Origin of the sequence: Thiohalorhabdus denitrificans (genome assembly GCF_001399755.1) — a bacterium.
GTDB classification, from domain to species: Bacteria; Pseudomonadota; Gammaproteobacteria; order Thiohalorhabdales; family Thiohalorhabdaceae; genus Thiohalorhabdus; species Thiohalorhabdus denitrificans.
In genome coordinates this window covers 308962-327799 of sequence record NZ_LJCP01000011.1, presented here as the reverse complement: position 1 = coordinate 327799, position 18838 = coordinate 308962, and the positions used below count along the sequence as shown (strand labels likewise).

Sequence of the window (18838 nt, the reverse complement as noted above, 5' to 3'; positions counted from 1 at the left end):
AGCGGTTTCCAGACCGCGACTCAGTTTCGCCGATGAGCCTGGCTGCGTGGGAGCGTTTTCCAGGACTGGCGGCCCCGCTTCGGAAGGTCGCGACCTGGAGGTCGCTCCTACAACGGCAAGCCGCCCGCCGCACCTTTCCGCATCCCCGTTAAGGAATCGCCATGATTGGCCGAATCGTCCAATGGTCCCTGCAGTTCCGGCTGTTCGTGCTGGTGGGGGCCGCCCTGCTCATGGGGTGGGGGGTCTACGAGTCCATGCGCAGCCCCGTGGACGTCTTCCCCGAGCTCACCGCCCCCCGGGTTACCGTGGTCACCGAGGCCCACGACATGGCGCCCCGCGAGGTGGAGCGCCTGGTCACCCATCCGGTGGAGACGGCCTTGAACGGCTCGGCGGGGGTGCGCCGCATCCGCTCCTCCACCGGCGTGGGGATCTCGGTGGTGACCGTGGAGTTCGAGTGGGGCACGGACATCTACCGGGCGCGCCAAGTGGTGTCCGAAAAGCTGCAGGGGGTGCGCGAGGCATTGCCGCCGGGGGCAGGGCAGCCCACCCTGGCGCCGGTGACCTCGGTGATGGGCGAGGTAATGTTCCTGGCGGTGACCGGCGAGGCCGACCCCATGGCCTTGCGCACGGCCGCCGACTGGACGGTGCGCCGGCGTCTGCTGGCGGTGCCGGGCGTGGCCCAGGTGATCCCCATCGGTGGCGACGTCAAGCAGTACCAGGTGCAGGTGCAGCCCGAGCGGCTGGCCGCCCACGGCGTGGGCCTGAACCGGGTGGTCGAGGCGGTTGGCGACACCAACCGCAACGTCTCCGCCGGCTTCTACGTGGACAGCGGTCGCGAGCTTCTGATCCACGGCCTGGGCCGGGTGTCTGACCCCGACGACATCGGCAACACGGTGGTGGCCAGCCGCGACGGCCACCCCATCAAGGTCCGCGATCTGGCCGAGGTGACCGTCGGTGCTGCCCCGGTACGCGGCACCGGCTCTCGCAACGGCGAGCCGGCGGTGGTCCTGGGCGTCCAGAAGCAGCCGGGGGTGAACACCCTGGCCCTTACCGAGCGACTCGATGCGGAGATCGAGGCGCTGCGCACCGACCTGCCGGAAGGGGTGAACCTCAAGACCGATCTGTTCCGCCAGGCGGATTTCATCCACACCGCGGTGGACAACCTGCTGGAGGCGCTGCGCGACGGCGCCATCCTGGTGGTGGCGGTGGTCCTGCTGTTCCTGGTCAGCCTGCGCGCCGGGCTGGTGAGCCTGGTGGCCATCCCGCTGTCCCTGGTGGCGGCGGTGCTCGCCCTGCGCGGGCTGGGCGGCACCCTCAACACCATGACCCTGGGCGGCCTGGCCATCGCCATCGGCGCGGTGGTGGACGACGCCATCATCGTGGTGGAGAACATCGTCCGCCGCCAGCGGGAGAACACCGCCCGCCCGGAGGGCGAGCGCCGGCCCGCCATCCGGGTGGTGGGGGACGCCACGCGCGAGATCCAGGGCTCCATCGTCTTCGCCACCTTCATCATTATCCTGGTGTTCACCCCGCTGTTCTTCCTGCCCGGCATCGAGGGCCGCTTCATGGGGCCGCTGGGCTTCGCCTACATCGTGGCCCTGGCCGCATCCCTGCTGGTGGCGATCACCGTGACGCCCGCCCTGGCCAGCGTCACTCTGCCGTTCTCCCGGACCGTGAAGCGCGGCTCGGAGCCGCGCATGGTGGAGCGCACCAAGCGGGCCTTCGCCCCGCTCCTCGATGCCACCCTGCATCGCTGGCGGGCGCTGACCGCCGCTTCCCTGCTGGTGCTCGCCGGGGCCGGGGCGGCCCTGACCTGGGCCGGGCAGTCCTTCCTGCCGGAGTTCAACGAGGGCTCGCTCACCGTCAGCGTGGTGACCCGGCCGGGCACCGCGCTGGAGGAATCGGACCGGCTCGGCGGCATGGTGGAGGCCATCCTCCTGGAGCACCCGGAGGTGACCTCCACCGCGCGGCGCACAGGCCGGGCGGAGCTGGACCCCCACGCCCAAGCGGTGTACGCCAGCGAGATCGACGTCTCCCTGGATCTGGGCGACCGCCCCAAGGCGGATCTGCTGGCCGACCTGCGCCAGGAGCTGAAGGCGGTGCCGGGGACCAACGTGGTCATCGGCCAGCCTCTGTCCCACCGCATCGACCACATGCTCTCCGGGACCCGGGCCAACATCGCCGTGAAGCTGTTCGGGCCCGAGCTGGACCGGCTGCGGGACCTGGCCAAGGAGGTGCAGGGCGTCATGGAAGGGGTGCCAGGGGTGGTGGACCTGGCGCGCCAGCCGCGCGCGCAGATCCCCTTCCTCACCGTGGACTACGACCGCGACGCCATCGCCCGCCACGGCCTGACCACGGGCGAGGTGGGCCGGGCGGTGCGCACCGCCTTCACCGGCACCACCGTGTCGCGGGTGCTCCAAGGCCAGCAGGCCTTCGACCTGGTGGTGCGTCTGCCGCCGTCCGCCAAGGGCGACCGCGACGCCATCGGCGAGGCGCCCATCACCACCGCCGACGGCACCCAGGTGCCCCTACACGCCCTCGCCGACATCCGCGAGACGCGCGGGCCGAACTCCATCCTGCGGGAGGACGTGGCGCGCAAGATGATCGTCATCGCCAATGTCTCCGAATCCGATCTGGTGGGCGTGGTGCGCGAGGCCCAGGATGCCGTGGCAGCCCAAGTGGAGCTGCCCCCCGGCTACCGCATCGAGTACGGCGGTCAGTTCCAGGCGGCCCAGGAGTCCACCCGTGCCCTGCTGTGGATGGGGGCGGTGGTGCTGGCGGGAATCTTCCTGCTGCTCTATGTGGCCTTCGACTCGGCGCGCGACGCCGCGCTGGTCATGGTCAACCTGCCGCTGGCCCTGATCGGCGGCATCGCGGGACTGTTCGCGGCCGGCGGGGTAATCTCGGTGGCCACCCTGATCGGCTTCATCGCCCTGTTCGGCATCGCCACGCGCAACGGCGTCATGCTGGTGAGCCACATCCACACCCTGCGCGGGCAGGAGGGCGAGGGCCCGCTGGAGGCGGTGCGCCGCGCCACCCTGGAGCGGCTGGTGCCGATCCTGATGACCGCCCTGTCCGCCGGCCTGGGGCTGCTCCCTCTGGCCTTAAGCGCCGGCCAGCCCGGCAGCGAGATCCAGGCGCCCATGGCCATGGTGATCCTGTTCGGGCTGCTGTCCTCCACCGTGCTTAACATGGTGGTGCTGCCGGCGCTGTACCTTCGCTTCGGGGCGGCGGGTCGGCAATCCCGGGAAGAGCGGGTCTGATCCGGTTGGGGCCAACTGGTGCGGGGTCGGTGGCAGGAAGGCGACAAGTTAACCGGCGGAGCAAGGACGGCAACGCCCCGGGAAAATGCCAGGGCGCAGGAGGGGATAGGCGGGACCGCTAGTTCTTGTCCTTATGCTTGGAGCCGTGCTTGCCCCCGCCTCCCATGTGCTTCTTGTGCATGCGCTGCTTCATCTGCTTCAGCTTCTCGCGCTGCTCCTCGGAGAGGATGCCCATCATCTCGTTCCGGGTGCGGACCTTCTCCTGGAGCATGGACTTCTTCTTCGCCGAGATCTGATCGTGAATCCGGCCCACCTCCTCGGGGCTGGGCTCGTCCTTGCGCATCTCCTGGCCCATCTGCCAGCGCAGCTGCTGCATCTCCACCTTGGTGCCCGCCATATGCTCGGCGAGCTTCTTGTGGATGTCGGTCATCTCCTGGACCTGTTCCTCGTCGAGATCCAGGGCGTGCATGACCTTCATCATCTTGTCGCCCGGCATCATGCCCTTGCCGCCACCGTCCATCATCATCCCATGACCGCCGCCCATCTTGCCGTGGCCGCCGTGCTCGTTGGCCAGGACGGGTCCGGAAAGGGTCAGGGCGGCGGCGGTGCCCAGCACGGTGAGGGCGTTGCCTAGTTTCGCGTTCATGGTCGGGCTCCTATGGTTTCCAGGTGGTTGGATGGCTGAGTAGGGAAGGAAGGTTGAAACGTTTCCTTCCACCATGGAGGCGGCGGTTGCCCGCGGTCCAGAATTTTTAGGTGGGGGTTCCGTTCCGGCCGTGGGTTTACCGTTCTCCAGCCGCTCAGGCCGCCGCGGCGTCCCCGCCCCTGGGCCGGAAGCGCTCCAGAAGTTTGGCGTTGACCGCCACGATCACCGTGGAGGCGGACATCACCGCCGCCCCCACCGCCGGGGCCAAGAGGATGCCTGCCCAGTAGAGGGCCCCGGCGGCGAGCGGGATGGCTGCGATGTTGTAGCCCGCCGCCCACCACAGGTTCTGGAGCATCTTGCGGTAGGTGGCGGCGGAGAGCTCGGCCACCGCCGCCACGTCGCGGGGATCGGAGTTCACCAGCACGATGTCCGCCGACTCCACGGCCACGTCGGTGCCGGCGCCGATGGCAATGCCCAGGTCGGCCTCCACCAGGGCCGGGGCGTCGTTGACGCCGTCGCCCACCATGGCCACGGTCAGCCCGCGCTCCTTCACCTGGCGGATCCGCGTCGCCTTCTGGTCCGGCAGCACCTGGGCGAAGTAGTCGTCCAGGCCCAGCTCGTTGGCCACCGAGCGGGCCACCTCCTTGGAGTCGCCGGTGAGCATCATGCACTGGATGCCCATGGCCTTGAGGCGGTCGATGGCCTCGCGCGACTCCTCGCGGACGATGTCCGCCAGGGCGATGGCGCCCACAAGGTCTTCGCCGCGCAGCACATAGACCACCGTGCTGCCCTCGGCGGCCAGCCGCTCGGGGCGCTCGTCCGCGACCTCGATCCCCAGGCGCTCCACATGGCCCGGGCTCACCACCCGGACCGTGGCGCCGTCCACCTGGGCCTCCACCCCCTCGCCCGGCAGGTTGCGGAAGTCCCGCGGCTGCGGAACGTCAAGGCCGCGCGCCCGGGCGCCCTCAGCCACCCCGCGGGCGATGGGGTGCTCCGATTGCCCCTCCAGGGCGGCGGCCAGCGCCAGGACCTCGTCGGCGCCGAGGTCGCCCAGGGGCACCACCTCCCGCACGCCGAAGCGGCCCTCGGTGAGGGTGCCGGTCTTGTCGAAGACGATGGCGTCCAGGTCGCGGGCCCGCTCGAAGGCGGCGCGGTCGCGGATGAGCAGGCCGCTGGCGGCGGCCTTGGTGGTGGAGACGGCCACCACGAGGGGCACGGCCAGGCCCAGGGCGTGCGGGCAGGTGATCACCATGACCGTAACCATGCGCTCCAGGGAGAAGTCGAAGGCGTAGCCGGCGGTCAGCCAGGCGGCCAGGGTGACCGCCCCCACGGTCAGGGCGATGTAGGTGAGCCAGGCCGCCGTGCGATCGGCCAGGTTCTGGGTGCGGGACCGCGACTCCTGGGCCTGGCGCACCATCTCGATGACCTGGGAGAGGTAGGTGTCGGCCCCCGTCTTGCGGATCTCCAGGGTGAGGGCGCCCTCGCCGTTCACCGCGCCCCCGATGACCTCGTCGTCCGGGCCCTTGCCCACCGGCTTCGACTCGCCGGTGAGCATGGACTCGTCGAGGCTCGACCGGCCCTCCTGGATGACCCCGTCGGTGGGGACCTTCTCGCCGGGCCGCACCAGCACCCGGTCCCCGGCGGCGAGCTGGTCCACCGGCACCTCCTCCGTCTCGCCGTTGGGGCCGATCCGGAGGGCGGTGGCGGGCATGAGCCGGACCAGCGCCTCCAGGGCGCCGGAGGCGCCCATGATCGAGCGCATCTCGATCCAGTGGCCCAGCAGCATGACGTCCACCAGGGTGGCCAGCTCCCAGAAGAAGACCTCCCCCTCCAGGCCGAGCACCACCGCCGCGGAGTAGACGAAGGCCACGGTGATGGCCAGGCCGATGAGGGTCATCATGGCCGGCTGGCCCTGCCGGAGCTCGGCGGTCAGGCCGGAGAGGAACGGCCAGCCGCCGTAGAAGAAGACCCCGGCGGCCAGGGCGAACAGCAGATAGCGGTCGCCGGGGAAGGCGAGCATCCCTTCCAGGCCGACGAAGGACTGGATCATGGGCGACAGCGCCAGGATGGGCACGGTCAGCACCAGCGACACCCAGAAGCGGCGCCGGAAGTCGGCGATCATGGCGCCGTGGTTATGGTGGCCGTTGCCGGAATGGTCCTGGTTGCCGTGCCCTTGCTCGTTGGCGGGCTGAGAAGCATGGTTATGGCGCGTGGCTTGGGCAGAGGGGGCGGGATCGCTCATGAGGCCCTCCGGTTGGCCGGTTAAAAGTTCCCCGCGAGAAAATTACTCCTCCAGGTCCTCCCGCTTGCGCCGGTACTCCTCCTGATCGATTTCGCCCTTGGCGTAGCGCTCTTCCAGGATCTCCCGCGCCCGGTTACGGCCGGAGCGGTTGTCAGCCCTATCCTGTGGGTAGCCCGACATCATCCCGCGAACGAGGAAGATGACCGCCACGATCAGCAATATCCAGACCAGCAGCATGAAGGGGCCGCCGGCCCCGAATCCTTCCATTCCCATCATGCCTGCTTCCTCCTGGGGAGGAGGCCTTTCCAGGGCCTCCTCGGCGTTGGCCGGTTGGTTGGCCCGCTTTCAGAACCACACGCGAACCCCGGCCAAGGTGGTAAAGCGGGTGGCGTCCCCGCCTTCCGCCTCCGCCAGATCCGCCGTATCTCCCAACTTACGATTCCAGGAGACGCCGATGTAAGGGGCGAATTCCCGGAAGATCTCATAGCGCAGGCGCAGGCCCAGCTTCACGTTGGTGAGCCCCTCGCCGACGCCGAATTCTTCCACCTCGCTGAAGGCGTAGGCGGTCTCCAAACGGGGCTGCAGGACGGTGCGCTGGGACAGTAGCAGGTCGTATTCCACCTCCAGGTCGGCGGAGGCGTCGCCGTCCTCGGAGACCCGCAGATTGGTGTCCACTTCGAACCACTGCGGGGCCAGGCCCTGCAGGCCCAGTACCGCCGAGAAGCGCTCCCGGTTGGGTCCGGGGCCGTATTCAAGCTCGTAACTGCCGCCCACCTGGAGGTCCCAGAAGGGGGAGATCAGGTGGCCGTAGAGCAGATCCGTCTGCTCCAGGTGGCCGCCCTCGCCGGCGGGGTCCACCACGTTCTCGCCCTCCACCTCGAGCCAGACGCGGTGGAAGTCGCCGCCGTACCAGCCGGTGGCCTCATAGTTCACGGTGTCCTCGTCCTCGCCACGCGCGTACTCCAGGCGGTCGAACAGCAGGCGGCCGGTCCAGGCGTGGTCGTCCACTGGGGCCTCCCAGCCCCGTTCCTTGGCGTATTCGGCTTGGCCGTCCGCCGGGGCGACGGCCGGCCCGGCCAGCAGCAGCCCGGCCAGGGAAAGGCAGGTGGCCAGGCGCGTGATGCGATTGTCGCTCCTCATGATGGGATCCCCGATCCGTTAGGCGACATGGACTACGCGGGCCATGCCGGCGTGCAGGTGGTAGAGCAGGTGGCAGTGGAAGAACCAGTAGCCCGCCGCGTCGGCATGGATCTGGGCCGACAGCATCTCGCCGGGCTTCACCACGATGGTGTGCTTGCGCGGGATCAGCCCGCCGTGGCGGTTCTCCAGGTGCATCCACATGCCGTGCAGGTGGATGGGGTGATCCATCATGGTGTCGTTGACCATGATCAGCCGCAGGCGCTCGCCGTGGTGGAAACGGATGGGGCCGTCGGCGTCGGAGAACTGGTCGCCGTCGAAGGACCACATGTAGCGGCCCATGTTGCCGGTGAGGTGGAGCTCGATCTCCCGCTCCGGCTCGCGTTGGTCGGGGTAGGGGCGCCGGGCCTTCAGGTCCTCGTAGGTGAGCACCTTGTGCTCCACCTCCTGCAGGCCCACGCCGGGATCACTCAGGCGGTATTGCGGATTCATGGCCACCATGGCGGCCCCGGCGCCGTGCTTGTCCGGGCCGTGCATGACCTTGCGCCCGTTCAGCACCCAGTCCTGCGGGCCCGAGGCGCCCATACCCCCCATGCCGCCGTGGCCCATATCGCCTCCGTCACCGCCTTCCATGGAGCCGGAGCCGCCGCCCATATCCATCATGCCGGGGCCCATGCCCATGTCCTCCAGATCGCGGCCGGGGGTGGGGCGCAGCTCGGGTATCTCGGCCGCCATGCCGGCGCGCGGGGCAAGCGTCGCCCGGCCCATGCCGGAGCGGTCCATGGCCTCCGCCACCAGGGTGTAGGCGCGGTCCTCCGTGGGCTCGACGAGGACGTCGTAGGTCTCGGCCACGCCGAAGCGGAATTCGTCCACCGCCGCCGGCTCAACCGGCTGGCCGTCGGCCTCGATGACGGTCATCTTCAGCCCCGGGATGCGGATGTCGAAGAAGGTCATGGCGGAGGCGTTGATGAAGCGCAGGCGGACCCGCTCGCCGGGCCGGAACTGGCCGGTCCAGTTGGCCTCGGGGCCGAGGCCGTTGATCAGGTAGGTGTAGGCGGCCCCGGTGACATCGAGCATGTCCCGCGAGCTCATGCGCATGTCGCCCCAGGCGGTGCGCTCCGCCCAGGTCTCCTGCCAGCCCTTCTGCTCCACGTCCTGGAAGAGGTCCCAGACCGTGCGCTTGTGGTAGTTGTAGTAGCCCTCCGCCACGGTCAGCTTGCGGAAGACGTCGTGGGGGTCTTCGAAGGTCCAGTCCGACAGCACCACCGAATACTCGCGGTCGTAATCGGGCGTGCCGGAATCCTCCTCGGCCGGGTCGATGACCAGTGCCCCGTACTGGCCGAGCTGCTCCTGCAGGCCCGAGTGGCTGTGGTACCAGTAGGTGCCGCTCTGCTTCACCGGAAAGCGGGCCTCGAAGGTCTCCCCGGGCGGGATGCCGGGGAAGGACACCCCGGGCACGCCGTCCATCTCGAAGGGCAGCAGGATGCCGTGCCAGTGGATGGAGGTGTCCTCGTCGAGCCGGTTGTGCACCCGCAGCACGGCGTTGCGGCCCTCCTGCAGGCGGATGATGGGGCCGGGGACGCTGCCGTTGATGGTGATGGGATGGGCCTCGCCGCCGGCGAGCTCCATCCGCTGGCGCTCGATGGTGATGTCGACGATATCGGTATTGCCTTCGCGCCGGCGCGGCGCCACGGGATTGCCGGTCTGGTTCCAGGCAAAGGCCGGAAACAATCCTTGAACCCCCGCAAGCAGCCCCGCGGCCGTCGTGCTCCGCAGGAACTGGCGCCGGGTAAAGGGGGCGGGTTTCCGCTTGTCATCCATGCTCATTTCCTTGGCAGTGCCCGATAGGAGGGGAAAAGTCGGTTTCGACAGGCTCTTCTCTGGAGTCCCGGCTTCGTTGCGCGGGTGCCTTGCCGACGCCGCAGGCTCTTCTCCGCGCGGGTACGGTCGCTAAAAGACCCGCAGCACAATAAAGCGGGGAGCAGTCAGGGCCGAAGTGGGGGAAACCCTGGAAGGCCAAAGCGGATAACCGTAGCTTCCGGTTTCCCGAAGGGCGGGTTAAATCAGGAAGGACCGGATAAGGAGGAAGGTGGCTGGCCGGGGGTGGTCGGGTTTGCGGTGCGGGCTCGGTCTCGCGCGCTGGCCGGAAAATCCGGTCTGGAAAACCTCGGCCGGGGCCTGCCAAGCCGCAAAGAGCGCCTCTGGGGAGGCGGGGGAGAACAGGTCGCTGCTCCCCTTGATGGCCACCTGGTTGCAGTCATGAAGACAAACGAGGGCGTCGGGCTCCCCGTGGGGAATAGGTCCGGAGGCCTGCTGGTGGCCGGAGGGGCTCTCTTGCTGGGTATTGGCCCAGGGATGGTGGTCGGGGGTGCCGGCAATGACGCACGGGGCCGCCAGGGCCATCCAGAAAACGGCCCAGAGGGTCATCAGCTGCCGAGTCAGATGGTGGTGACGCCAACCAGCCATGCGAACTCCCCCTGAAAAGTCCGCCAGGGGCTCCCTGCATCCTAACCATGGCGACCGCCAGGGTGTCCAGGCTCCCTCACCGGGGCTGGTCTACCGGAAAACGGGCTGGCCCGCCACGGCGTGGTGGGCGATGACTGCCCCGGCCGCGCTCCAGCCCTGAAAACGATTACCGCCGGCGGTCAGCTCCCGGCCGTGCACATACTCGGGAAAGGACCAGGGCTCCCCATCCATGGGCAGGGCACTAGCCTGATCGATGGCGGCCAGGATCCTTTGGGCCTGTTCAGAGCGGCCGCGCCGGGCCAGATCGGCTACGTAAAAACCGGACAGCATGGGCCAGAGCCCGCCGTTCTGGTACTCGTACGGCTGGTTCTTGAAGGCGTAGGAAAAGGTCATCTGCAGGTCTTCCCACTCCTCGTCGCGCGGGGTGATCACCGGGTGGAAGGCGGGAACCAGCGGCATGTCCGCCGGGAGCAGGTTGCTTACATAGTCGTCCACGGCTTCCCGTTGTGCGTCATCGGCCACGCCCGTTAGTGAGGCCAGGATGTTGGCGAAGGCATCGAAGCGGTAGCCGTATCCCGAGGGGGAGAAGAAGGGCAGCCAGTGCCTGCCGTGGCAAAAGCAAGCCGCCTCCCGGCCCTTCTCCCAGAGGATTTCGTGATAGGCATCGGCCGGCGGCTCGGTTTCTCCATCGAAGAACCAGTAATTGGCCCGGATGAAATGCCGGAGCCGGGCCATTCGTTCCTCCAAAGGATGATCAGCGGACCCGTGCATCTCGCGGTGAATCCGCGCCAGTTCCCACTGCGCCCGCAGGTAGAGGAGCTGGTCGTAGAGCACATAGCCGTTTTGCAGGTATTCGTCCGCCCAGTCCCCGGTAAGCGGGACGTAGAGCAGCCCGCGGTTGTTGAATTCCCAGGCACCGAGCAGGAACTGGACCCGCTCCAGGGTCGGGGAAACCGCCTCCAGGAAGGCCTCGTCGCCGGTGGCCTGCCAGTACTGGCCGCAACCGATGACGAACCAGAGGTCGGCGTCCACCCGGCCGGTGGTGCCGCCGTAGCTGGTCCGGTCCGCTTCCGGGTCGACATTGCTGGGGATCTCCCCGTGGCGCCCCTGGTACCGGGCCAGGGTCTCCAGGGTCCGGCGGAAGGTGTGGGCCAGGTCCTCATCGCCGCTCATCAGGGCCGCGAGCCCCAGGATGACCCCGTCCCGCGCCCAGACGCGCCGGTAGTTGGCCCGCTTCACCGGACTGGCCAGGAAGCCGTAGGAACAGGTGCAGGCCTGAAGCAGCTCCAGGGCCTTGCGGTAGCCGGTGTCCGCCATGGTGGCCTCCCTCAATCAATGCAACGGGTTCTGGAGGGGCTTGGAAAGATCCCCTTAGTCCCCGCCGTTCAGCACCAACTTGCCTCACCGGATTGGGGGTTGTGGAGCAGCTCCCGGACGTTGGCCTCCAGAATGCGGTAGCCCACATTGCCGAACAGCCGCTGCCGGCCGCCGTTCAGCACGAAGGTGGGACTGCCGGGGACCTGATAGCGGTCCCGCAGCTCCAGGTCCGCATGCAGGGCGGCATGGGCGTCTCCGCAGTTGCTCAGGGCGCGGATGCGCTCCACGGGCAGGCCCAAGGTCTCGGCCACGGCATCCTGCACCTCCCGCTGGGCGATGTCCTCCGCCTTCGCGAAGAAGCGTCGCCGCAGCTCCCAGGCGGTCTGCTCGAACAAGCTGCGGCCCTGGAATTCGTCCATCGGCCCCGCGGGCAGTTCACCGCGCTCCTCCAGCAGCTGGACCGCCTTCAGGAACAGGTGCGGGGAGGCGCTGGAGGCGGGGGCCACCTCCCGCCAGACCCCGGGGTGGACCTCCACGTGGTCCCAGCCCGCGGCCACTTCCCGAATGTGGTCGCCGAAGCCGGCATAGCCGGCGCGCTCCCGCCAGCCTTCGCCGATCCGTTGCCGGGTGTCGCCGAACAGGGGGATGAAGCGGTAGGTGACGGCCACCTCCTCGGGGAACTGGCGCCGTAGCTCGTCCAGCCGCACCTGCCCGCCGTAGGCCCAGATGCACAGGACATCGCTGAAGTGTTCGATGGTGACGATCTGTTCGGTCATGCTGGTGCTCCAGGGTGGAATGCGCGCATGTCACCCGAAAAGCGTGCGCTTCCTTGGACGCTTTTTTCCAGCGGCGGTTGCCTGGGTCCCGCTACCGGCCGCTGCACGGCAAAGGGCAAGCGACGACCATGAAAACCCTTCTCCTGCTCCTGCTGATCACGTTCTCCGAGGCGACCATCGGCGTCTTCGTGAAGCTCGTTGACGGGCGGATCCCCATCCAGACGCTCAACTTCTATGCGCTGGCCTTCGCCGCGGCCTTCCTCATGGCGGCCATGCCGCTGGCTACCGGGCAGGCTCCGCGCTTTCCCAAGGGGAACCTGAAGGATACGGCGGTTATCGGGGCCCTGATCGCCCTGCAGATCAGTGTCTTCAACTTCGCCATGACCCTGGCCCCTATCGCCAACGTGGTGATCTTCTGGAGCGTCGCGCCATTCTTCACCTTCATCTTCTCGGCGCTTTTTCTCGGCGAGAAGGCGCGCAAGAGCTACCTCCTGATCTTCGCCGTGGCCATCGCGGGGATCGTGCTGGCAAAGCCCCTGGAAGGCGGAAACATGGCGGGCAACCTGGTGGCGCTCGCCGACGGCGCCGTCTATGCGGCCATGGTTACCTACATGCGCCACGAGGGGAAAACCGAGGCGGGCAACGACATCGCCTGGTCCATGCTGGTGGGGGCGCTGCTGCTCTTGCCCGCGCCGTTCTTCTTCGGCTCCGGGGCCGCCACGGCCATGGTCCCGTATCCCGCGCTCGGGGCGGAGCTGCCGGTGCTGCTGTGGGCGGCCTGCCTGGGAATCATCTCCACCGGCTTTGCCTATTTCGGCATCTCCATCGTGCTGAAGCGGCTCCGGGCCAATGCCTATTCGCTGGTGGACATCATCGTCTCCCCCGTGGTGGCGGCCTTGCTGGGCTACCTGATCTTCGGCGAGGCCCCCTCCCTGAACATGATCTATGGCGGTGCCCTGCTCCTCGGCGCTGGATTCTGGCTCACCTATGAGATGTCGCGGGGCCGTGAGGACCAGGCTGTGCATCCGGACCAATGCGCAAAGATGGCCTGATACCGGCTCCGTGGAATTGCTCCCGGGGCTGCCTGGCCGGAGGAGCTATTGGCATTGCGGCGATTCCGATGGCCCCGGTCCGGTTGCCGGAGGACCAGGAAGGGTAATGCTATGTATGGACACGACGGTTTCTGGATGTGGGGGGTTGGCGGGATCTTCATGATCCTGTTCTGGATTCTGGTGATCCTGGGCATTGCGGCCCTGGTGCGCTGGCTGGCGGTGTCCAATGGCGGGCGGCCGCGGAATGAGGAGCGCAGTCACCGGGCCCTGGAGGTTCTGGAGGAGCGGTATGCCCGCGGTGAGATCGACCGGGAGGAATACCTGCAAAAGAAAGAGGACCTGAATGCCTGACCGGCCGGTCCCGAGCCGTATTCACCCATGAGCGGGGAGGTGCCGGTTGCCGGGCGTCTTCGGGCCCTCTCGCGGATCCCGGAGGCTCGGCTCCTGGGGCTGGGTCTCCCCCTGGAGCTCCTCTGGGAGGTGGCCCAGTTCCCGCTGTACACGGTTTGGCATCAGGCCTCCTGGGGGTACAGCCTCTTCGCCTTGGTGCACTGTACCTTCGGGGACCTGCTCATCCTGCTCGGCGCCTTCGAGCTCTCCGCCCTGGCTCTGGGGAGCCGACGTTGGCTGGCGGAGGCCCCGCTTCGGTTCCTGGTGGGCGCGGGTCTGTTCATTTTCCTGGGTGCCGCCTACACCGTGTTCAGCGAGATCTGGAATGTGCAGGTTCGCGGCAATTGGGCCTATACGGAGCTCATGCCGCTTCTGCCCGGCCTGGAGGTGGGTGCCACCCCTTTCCTGCAGTGGGTGCTGATCCCGCCGGTTCTGGTGGGATACTTGCGAATCCTGGAGCGGGCCCATGCGCAATCGCCTTGACCCGGTACGCCGGCGCTATGACCGGCTGGCCCCGGTATATGAATGGTTCGAAGGGCCCATGGAGGTGCTGGCCATGGCGGCCTGGCGGCAGGACCTGGTGGCGCGGGTGCAGGGCCCAGCGGTGCTGGAAGCGGGGGTGGGCACGGGCAAGAACCTGCCCCTCTACGGGTCCGGTCTGACGATTACGGCGGTGGACCTCAGCTCGCGCATGCTGGAACGCTCCCGCAGGAAACCAGTCCGTTCCCCGGTGCAGCGCCTCGTCATGGACGTGGAGCATTTGGGATTTCCGGACAATACCTTTGATGAGGTACTAGCCACCTTCCTCTTCTGCTCCGTGTCCAACCCGGTGCGCGGCCTGTGTGAGTTGGCTCGGGTGGTCCGACCGGGCGGCCGGGTATTGTTGCTCGAGCATGTGCGCCCCGGCGGGCCCCTGCTGGGGCCCCTGTTCGACCGCCTGAACCCCCTGGTGCTGCACACCATCGGCCCCAACATCAACCGGGATACGGTGGGGAACATACGGGAGGCGGGCCTGATGGTCGAAGAAGAGACGGATCTTTTCCGGGACATCGTCAAGCGCCTCGTTTGCAGGGTCCCCTAGGGTGTAGCTGCTCCCGCCATAAAGGCGTAACAGCCGCCGTTCGCCCCCGAAGCCCACCAGCGACAGCATTCCTCGTGGCCGGTATCCGGGCGGGAACTCCTTGACGCACCCTGGGTCTCAAGCTTACAACTAGTTGTAAGGTGTAATCCGGCACATGGAGGGCAGGCCCTTGAGCACCATGACCATCGGCCAGCTGGCGGGCGAGCTGGGCTTGGCCACGGAAACCCTTCGCTACTACGAGCGCCGGGGCCTGGTGACGCCGAGTGGGCGGTCCGGATCCGGCTACCGCCTGTATGGCGAGGATGCGCGGGAGCGGCTGCGCTTTATCCGGCGGGCGCAGGCGCTGGGCTTCAGCCTCGACGAGGTGGCGGAGCTGCTGGCCATGTCCGACAACCCCCATGCGGATGCCGGCGAGGTGAAGGCGCTCACCGACCAGCGGATCGCCGACATCGAGGCCCGCATCCGCGATCTGGAGCACCTGCGCGACGGGCTGCAAGCGCTGTTCGAGCAGTGCCCCGGGCACGGTTCCACGGCGGACTGCCCCATCCTCGGGGCCCTGAACCGGGATGATGAGTAGAAAGCCGGAACGGAGTCCTGTAGGAGCGACCTCCAGGTCGCGACATCTAAATGGGCACGTTGCGAATCGCTGCTGAATCAATGGGCGGCTTGCTCCCCATGGAGGGAAACGCATGAAAGAGCTGGACCTGGGCATCGAAGGCATGACCTGCGCCTCGTGCTCCTCGCGCGTGGAGCGGGCCCTGAACAACCTGGAAGGGGTCTCCGAGGCCAGCGTCAACCTGGCCTCGGAGCGGGCCGCGGTCCGGTACGACCCGGAAGCGGTGGACGCCGAGCGGATCGCCGAAACCGTCAGCAATACCGGCTACACGCCGCTCATCGCCGAGTACGAGATCGGCGTGGGCGGCATGACCTGCGCCAACTGCTCGTCGCGGGTGGAGCGCAAGCTGAACAAGCTGCCCGGCGTGGTGGCGGCCACCGTCAACCTGGCCACCGAGCGGGCCACGGTGCGCTACTTCCCGGAGACCGTCTCCCCGGATGCAATCGCCGAGACCATCCGCCGCACCGGCTACGAGCCCCGGCCCCTGGAGGGGGAGGCCGCCGGCGAGGACGCCGAGTCCCGCCGCGCCCGCTCCCTGGCCGGGCTGCGCCGCGAGGTGTGGCTGGCCGCGGCGCTCACCGTGCCGGTGCTGGTGCTCGCCATGGGGCACATGGTGATTCCGGGCCTGCACGGGCTGCTGGCCGCCGCGGCGCCGTGGCCGGGGACCTGGGAATGGGTGCAGCTGGTGCTGACCACCCTGGTGCTGGCCGGCCCCGGCCGGCGCTTCTGGGGCCCGGGCCTCCAGGCCTACCGCCACCTCTCCCCGGACATGAACTCCCTGGTGGCCACCGGCACCGGCGCCGCCTGGCTCTACAGCACGGGCGTGGTGGTGGCGCCGTGGCTGTTCCCCCCGGAGGCGCGCGGCCTCTATTTCGAGTCCGCGGCGGTGATCGTCACCGTGATCCTGTTCGGCAAGTACCTGGAGGAGGTGGCCAAGGGGCGCACCAGCCAGGCCATCCGCAAGCTGGTGGGCCTGCAGGCCAAGCAGGCCCGGGTGCTGCGCGACGGCCGCGAGGAGGAGGTGCCGGTGAGCCAGGTGCGCACCGGCGACCTGCTGGTGGTGCGCCCCGGCGAGCGCATCCCGGTGGACGGCCGGGTCACCGAGGGCAGCAGCTACGTGGACGAGTCCATGCTCACCGGCGAGCCGGCCCCCGTGGCCAAGTCGGCCGGCGACGAGGTGGTGGGCGCCACGGTGAACCAGCACGGCGTCCTGCGCCTGGAGGTCACCCAGGTGGGCAGCGACACGGTGCTGGCGCAGATCATCCGCATGGTGGAGCGGGCCCAGGGCGCCAAGCTGCCCATCCAGGGGCTGGCCGATCGCGTGGTGCGGGTATTTACCCCCTCCGTGCTGGTGGTGGCCACGCTGACCTTCCTGACCTGGCTCGCCTTCGGCCCCGCGCCCGCCATCACCCTGGCGCTGGTGAGCGCCGTGGCGGTGCTGGTGGTGGCCTGTCCGTGCGCCATGGGCCTGGCTACGCCGGCGGCCATCATGGTGGGCACCGGCCGGGCCGCGGAGCTGGGCGTGCTGTTCCGCAAGGGCGAGGCCCTGGAGGCCTTATCCCGCGTGGACACCGCGGTGTTCGACAAGACCGGCACCCTCACCGAGGGCCGCCCCCGGCTCACCGACCTGGAGTCCGAGGGCGACGAGGCGGGCGCGCTGCGCCTGGCCGCGGCCGTGGAGGCCGGCAGCGAGCATCCCCTGGGCGCCGCGGTGCGCGAGGCGGCCGCCGAGCGGGGCCTGGAGCTGCCCGAGGCGGCGGATTTTGCCGCGGTGCCCGGCCACGGGGTGCGCGCCACCGTGGACGATCAGACGGTTCTGGTGGGCGGCCGCCGGCTGCTGGAGGACGCCGGCGTGGACGCCGGGCCCTGGGCGGAGCGCACCGCGACCTTGGCCGCCGAGGGTAAGACGCCCATGTACCTGGCGGTGGATGGTACGGTGCGGGCCGTGCTGGCGGTGGCCGATCCCCTCAAGGCCGAGGCGGCCGCCGCGGTTGCCGCCCTCCGCGACCGGGGCCTGCGCGTGGCCATGATCACCGGCGACAACCGCGCCACCGCCGAGGCCATCGCCCGGCGGGCGGGCATCGACGAGGTGCGCGCCGAGGTGCTGCCCGACGGCAAGGCCGAGGCGGTGGAGGCCATGCAGGGCGAGGGCCGGCGGGTGGCCTTCGTGGGCGACGGCATCAACGACGCCCCGGCCCTGGCCCAGGCCGAGGTGGGCGTGGCGGTGGGCACCGGCACCGACATCGCCATCGAGGCGGCGGACGTGACCCTGGCGCGCGGCAGCCTGGACGGGGTGGTGACCGCTCTGGACACCGCCCGCCGCACCCTGGGCACCATCCGCGGCAACCTGTTCTGGGCCTTCGCCTACAACGTGGCCCTGATCCCGCTGGCGGCCGGGGTGTTCTACCCGGCCCTGGGCTGGACCCTGAACCCCATGGCGGCGGGCCTGGCCATGGGCCTGTCCAGCCTGTTCGTGGTCTCCAACAGCCTGCGGCTGCGGCGCCTGCGGCCGGTCCGGCTGCCCGTGGCGGAAGGGTCCGCCCCAGCCGCGGAGGCGCCGGGCGCCCCTAGCCCGGCGCGGGCCGCCTGATTACCACCAATGAGACGAACCAAAGGAGCATGACAATGGCGGGTACCACCCTGAAGGTGACGGGCATGACCTGCGGCCACTGCGTCAACGCCGTGAAGGAGGCCCTGGAGGAGGTGGAGGGCGTGGAACGCGCCGAGGTCTCCCTCGAGGAGGGCAAGGCCGAGGTGACGGGAACGGCGGATCCCTCCGCCCTGCTGAAGGCCGTGGCCGAGGAGGGCTACCAGGCCGAGGTGGCTTAAGTCCCGCCAGACGGCCGAGCGGATGGGGCCCGGATCGGGAGGATCCGGGCCCGATGTCGTTGCAAGCCGGGTCTGGCGGCCATCAGGCCATGCCGGCTGCCAATTGGTCGTAGAGGATGTAGGTGGCCACCAGCAGCAGGAATACGGCGAAGCCCTTCTTGAGGCTGCCGCTGGAGATGCGGTGGCCGATCCAGGTGCCGGCGAAGCTGCCGGCGATGGCCACGGCGGTGAACACGCCCATGAGCTGGTAGTCGATGGGCACGTCGCCGGCGTAGCCGAAAAAGCCTGCGTAGGACTTGATCGCCACGATGGCCAGGGAGGTCCCCACCGCCTGCTTCATGCCCAGCCCCGACAGCAGCACCAGGGCGGGCACGATGAGGAAGCCGCCGCCGACCCCCACCAGTCCGGTCAGGACGCCGACGGCCACGCCGTGGACGGCGATATGTCCGTAACGGATGTTCTCCAAGGCGCCTTCCTCCACCGACGCTGCACCGACGGATTGGTGCTGCTGGCGGGGCTGGGCGGGGCGAAGCATGCGCCAGGCCGCGGCGTACATCACCAGGGCGAAGATGCCGAGCTGGATCACTACCGGGGTGAAGACACCCAGCCGGGCGCCCGCATAGGTGCCGAGGATGCCGAAGGCCCCGAACACCAGGGTGACCTTGGGGTTTACGTTGCCCTTACGATAATGCTGGGCGGCGGCGAGGGTGGCGGTGATGGCCACGATGCCCAGGCTCATGGCGATGGCGGACTTGGGCTCCACATGCAGCAGGTACAGCAGGGCGGGCGTGGTGATGATGGAGCCGCCGCTGCCGAAGATGCCCAGGACGATGCCGGTGGCCAGACCGGCGATGATGGCGGAAAGGGACATGGCGGAACTCGGGTTGGGACTATCAAATACTCAAAAGACTAGTTGAACATTGGGCCGCGCGCAACCTTCCGCTCCGGTCGCTCCGCTTGCGGTTGGTTGGCGTCGATTCCTTACGTCAGCTCCGCGTGGGCGAGGACCAGGGCCGTGGCGGC

General features: G+C 68.8%; 17 protein-coding genes. 8 read left to right on the top strand and 9 right to left on the bottom strand.

Annotation, left to right across the window (positions count from 1 at the left end):
- Positions 1-161: 161 nt before the first annotated feature.
- Positions 162-3263: an efflux RND transporter permease subunit gene (locus AN478_RS11005; protein ID WP_054966653.1), complete on the top strand. Its 3102-nt coding sequence runs from the start codon at positions 162-164 to the stop codon at positions 3261-3263.
- A gap of 118 nt (positions 3264-3381) precedes the next feature.
- Here AN478_RS11005 and AN478_RS11000 read toward each other — a convergent pair whose 3' ends face one another.
- From AN478_RS11000 to AN478_RS10965, 8 genes are all read right to left on the bottom strand, one after another.
- Complete coding sequence (locus AN478_RS11000; RefSeq protein ID WP_054966652.1) at positions 3382-3909, bottom strand: Spy/CpxP family protein refolding chaperone; 528 nt, start codon at positions 3907-3909, stop codon at positions 3382-3384.
- Positions 3910-4063: 154 nt separating this feature from the next.
- Positions 4064-6151 (bottom strand): copper-translocating P-type ATPase, encoded by a 2088-nt coding sequence (locus tag AN478_RS10995; RefSeq protein WP_054966651.1) that lies wholly within the window; start codon positions 6149-6151, stop codon positions 4064-4066.
- 42 nt (positions 6152-6193) lie between these two features.
- Positions 6194-6427 carry an SHOCT domain-containing protein gene (locus tag AN478_RS10990; protein WP_054966650.1) on the bottom strand — a complete coding sequence of 78 codons (234 nt, stop codon included), beginning with the start codon at positions 6425-6427 and terminating at the stop codon, positions 6194-6196.
- A gap of 69 nt (positions 6428-6496) precedes the next feature.
- Positions 6497-7291, bottom strand: coding sequence for a copper resistance protein B (locus AN478_RS10985; RefSeq protein ID WP_054966649.1), 795 nt, complete (start codon positions 7289-7291; stop codon positions 6497-6499).
- An 18-nt stretch (positions 7292-7309) separates the two neighbouring features.
- Positions 7310-9109, bottom strand: coding sequence for a copper resistance system multicopper oxidase (locus AN478_RS10980; protein ID WP_054966648.1), 1800 nt, complete (start codon positions 9107-9109; stop codon positions 7310-7312).
- A gap of 237 nt (positions 9110-9346) precedes the next feature.
- On the bottom strand, positions 9347-9754 hold the full coding sequence (locus tag AN478_RS10975; RefSeq protein ID WP_054966647.1) for a hypothetical protein: 408 nt from the start codon (positions 9752-9754) through the stop codon (positions 9347-9349).
- 90 nt (positions 9755-9844) lie between these two features.
- Positions 9845-11071: an amylo-alpha-1,6-glucosidase gene (locus AN478_RS10970; protein WP_176758722.1), complete on the bottom strand. Its 1227-nt coding sequence runs from the start codon at positions 11069-11071 to the stop codon at positions 9845-9847.
- Positions 11072-11139: 68 nt separating this feature from the next.
- Positions 11140-11847 (bottom strand): DsbA family oxidoreductase, encoded by a 708-nt coding sequence (locus AN478_RS10965; RefSeq protein ID WP_054966645.1) that lies wholly within the window; start codon positions 11845-11847, stop codon positions 11140-11142.
- Between the two features lie 128 nt (positions 11848-11975).
- On the opposite strand from AN478_RS10965, the gene AN478_RS10960 reads away from it, so the two are divergent.
- From AN478_RS10960 to AN478_RS10930, 7 genes are all read left to right on the top strand, one after another.
- Complete coding sequence (locus AN478_RS10960; protein WP_054966644.1) at positions 11976-12899, top strand: DMT family transporter; 924 nt, start codon at positions 11976-11978, stop codon at positions 12897-12899.
- A gap of 111 nt (positions 12900-13010) precedes the next feature.
- Positions 13011-13250 carry an SHOCT domain-containing protein gene (locus AN478_RS10955; protein WP_054966643.1) on the top strand — a complete coding sequence of 80 codons (240 nt, stop codon included), beginning with the start codon at positions 13011-13013 and terminating at the stop codon, positions 13248-13250.
- 27 nt (positions 13251-13277) lie between these two features.
- Positions 13278-13772, top strand: a complete 495-nt coding sequence (locus AN478_RS10950) for a hypothetical protein (RefSeq protein WP_054966642.1) — start codon at positions 13278-13280, stop codon at positions 13770-13772.
- Positions 13756-14370: a class I SAM-dependent methyltransferase gene (locus AN478_RS10945; protein WP_054966641.1), complete on the top strand. Its 615-nt coding sequence runs from the start codon at positions 13756-13758 to the stop codon at positions 14368-14370. The genes AN478_RS10950 and AN478_RS10945 overlap by 17 nt, the downstream gene beginning before the upstream one ends.
- A 178-nt stretch (positions 14371-14548) precedes the next feature.
- A complete protein-coding gene (locus tag AN478_RS10940; RefSeq protein WP_176758735.1) occupies positions 14549-14947 on the top strand; it encodes a heavy metal-responsive transcriptional regulator in 399 nt (132 codons plus the stop codon).
- Between the two features lie 112 nt (positions 14948-15059).
- Positions 15060-17576, top strand: a complete 2517-nt coding sequence (locus AN478_RS10935; RefSeq protein WP_054966639.1) for a heavy metal translocating P-type ATPase — start codon at positions 15060-15062, stop codon at positions 17574-17576.
- A 35-nt stretch (positions 17577-17611) separates the two neighbouring features.
- The gene (locus tag AN478_RS10930; protein ID WP_054966638.1) at positions 17612-17815 is read left to right on the top strand and encodes a CopZ family metallochaperone; all 204 of its coding nucleotides are present in this window, start codon (positions 17612-17614) and stop codon (positions 17813-17815) included.
- 82 nt (positions 17816-17897) lie between these two features.
- On the opposite strand, the gene AN478_RS10925 is transcribed toward AN478_RS10930, so the two are convergent.
- On the bottom strand, positions 17898-18686 hold the full coding sequence (locus AN478_RS10925; protein ID WP_054966637.1) for a sulfite exporter TauE/SafE family protein: 789 nt from the start codon (positions 18684-18686) through the stop codon (positions 17898-17900).
- Between the last annotated feature and the right edge of the window lie 152 nt (positions 18687-18838).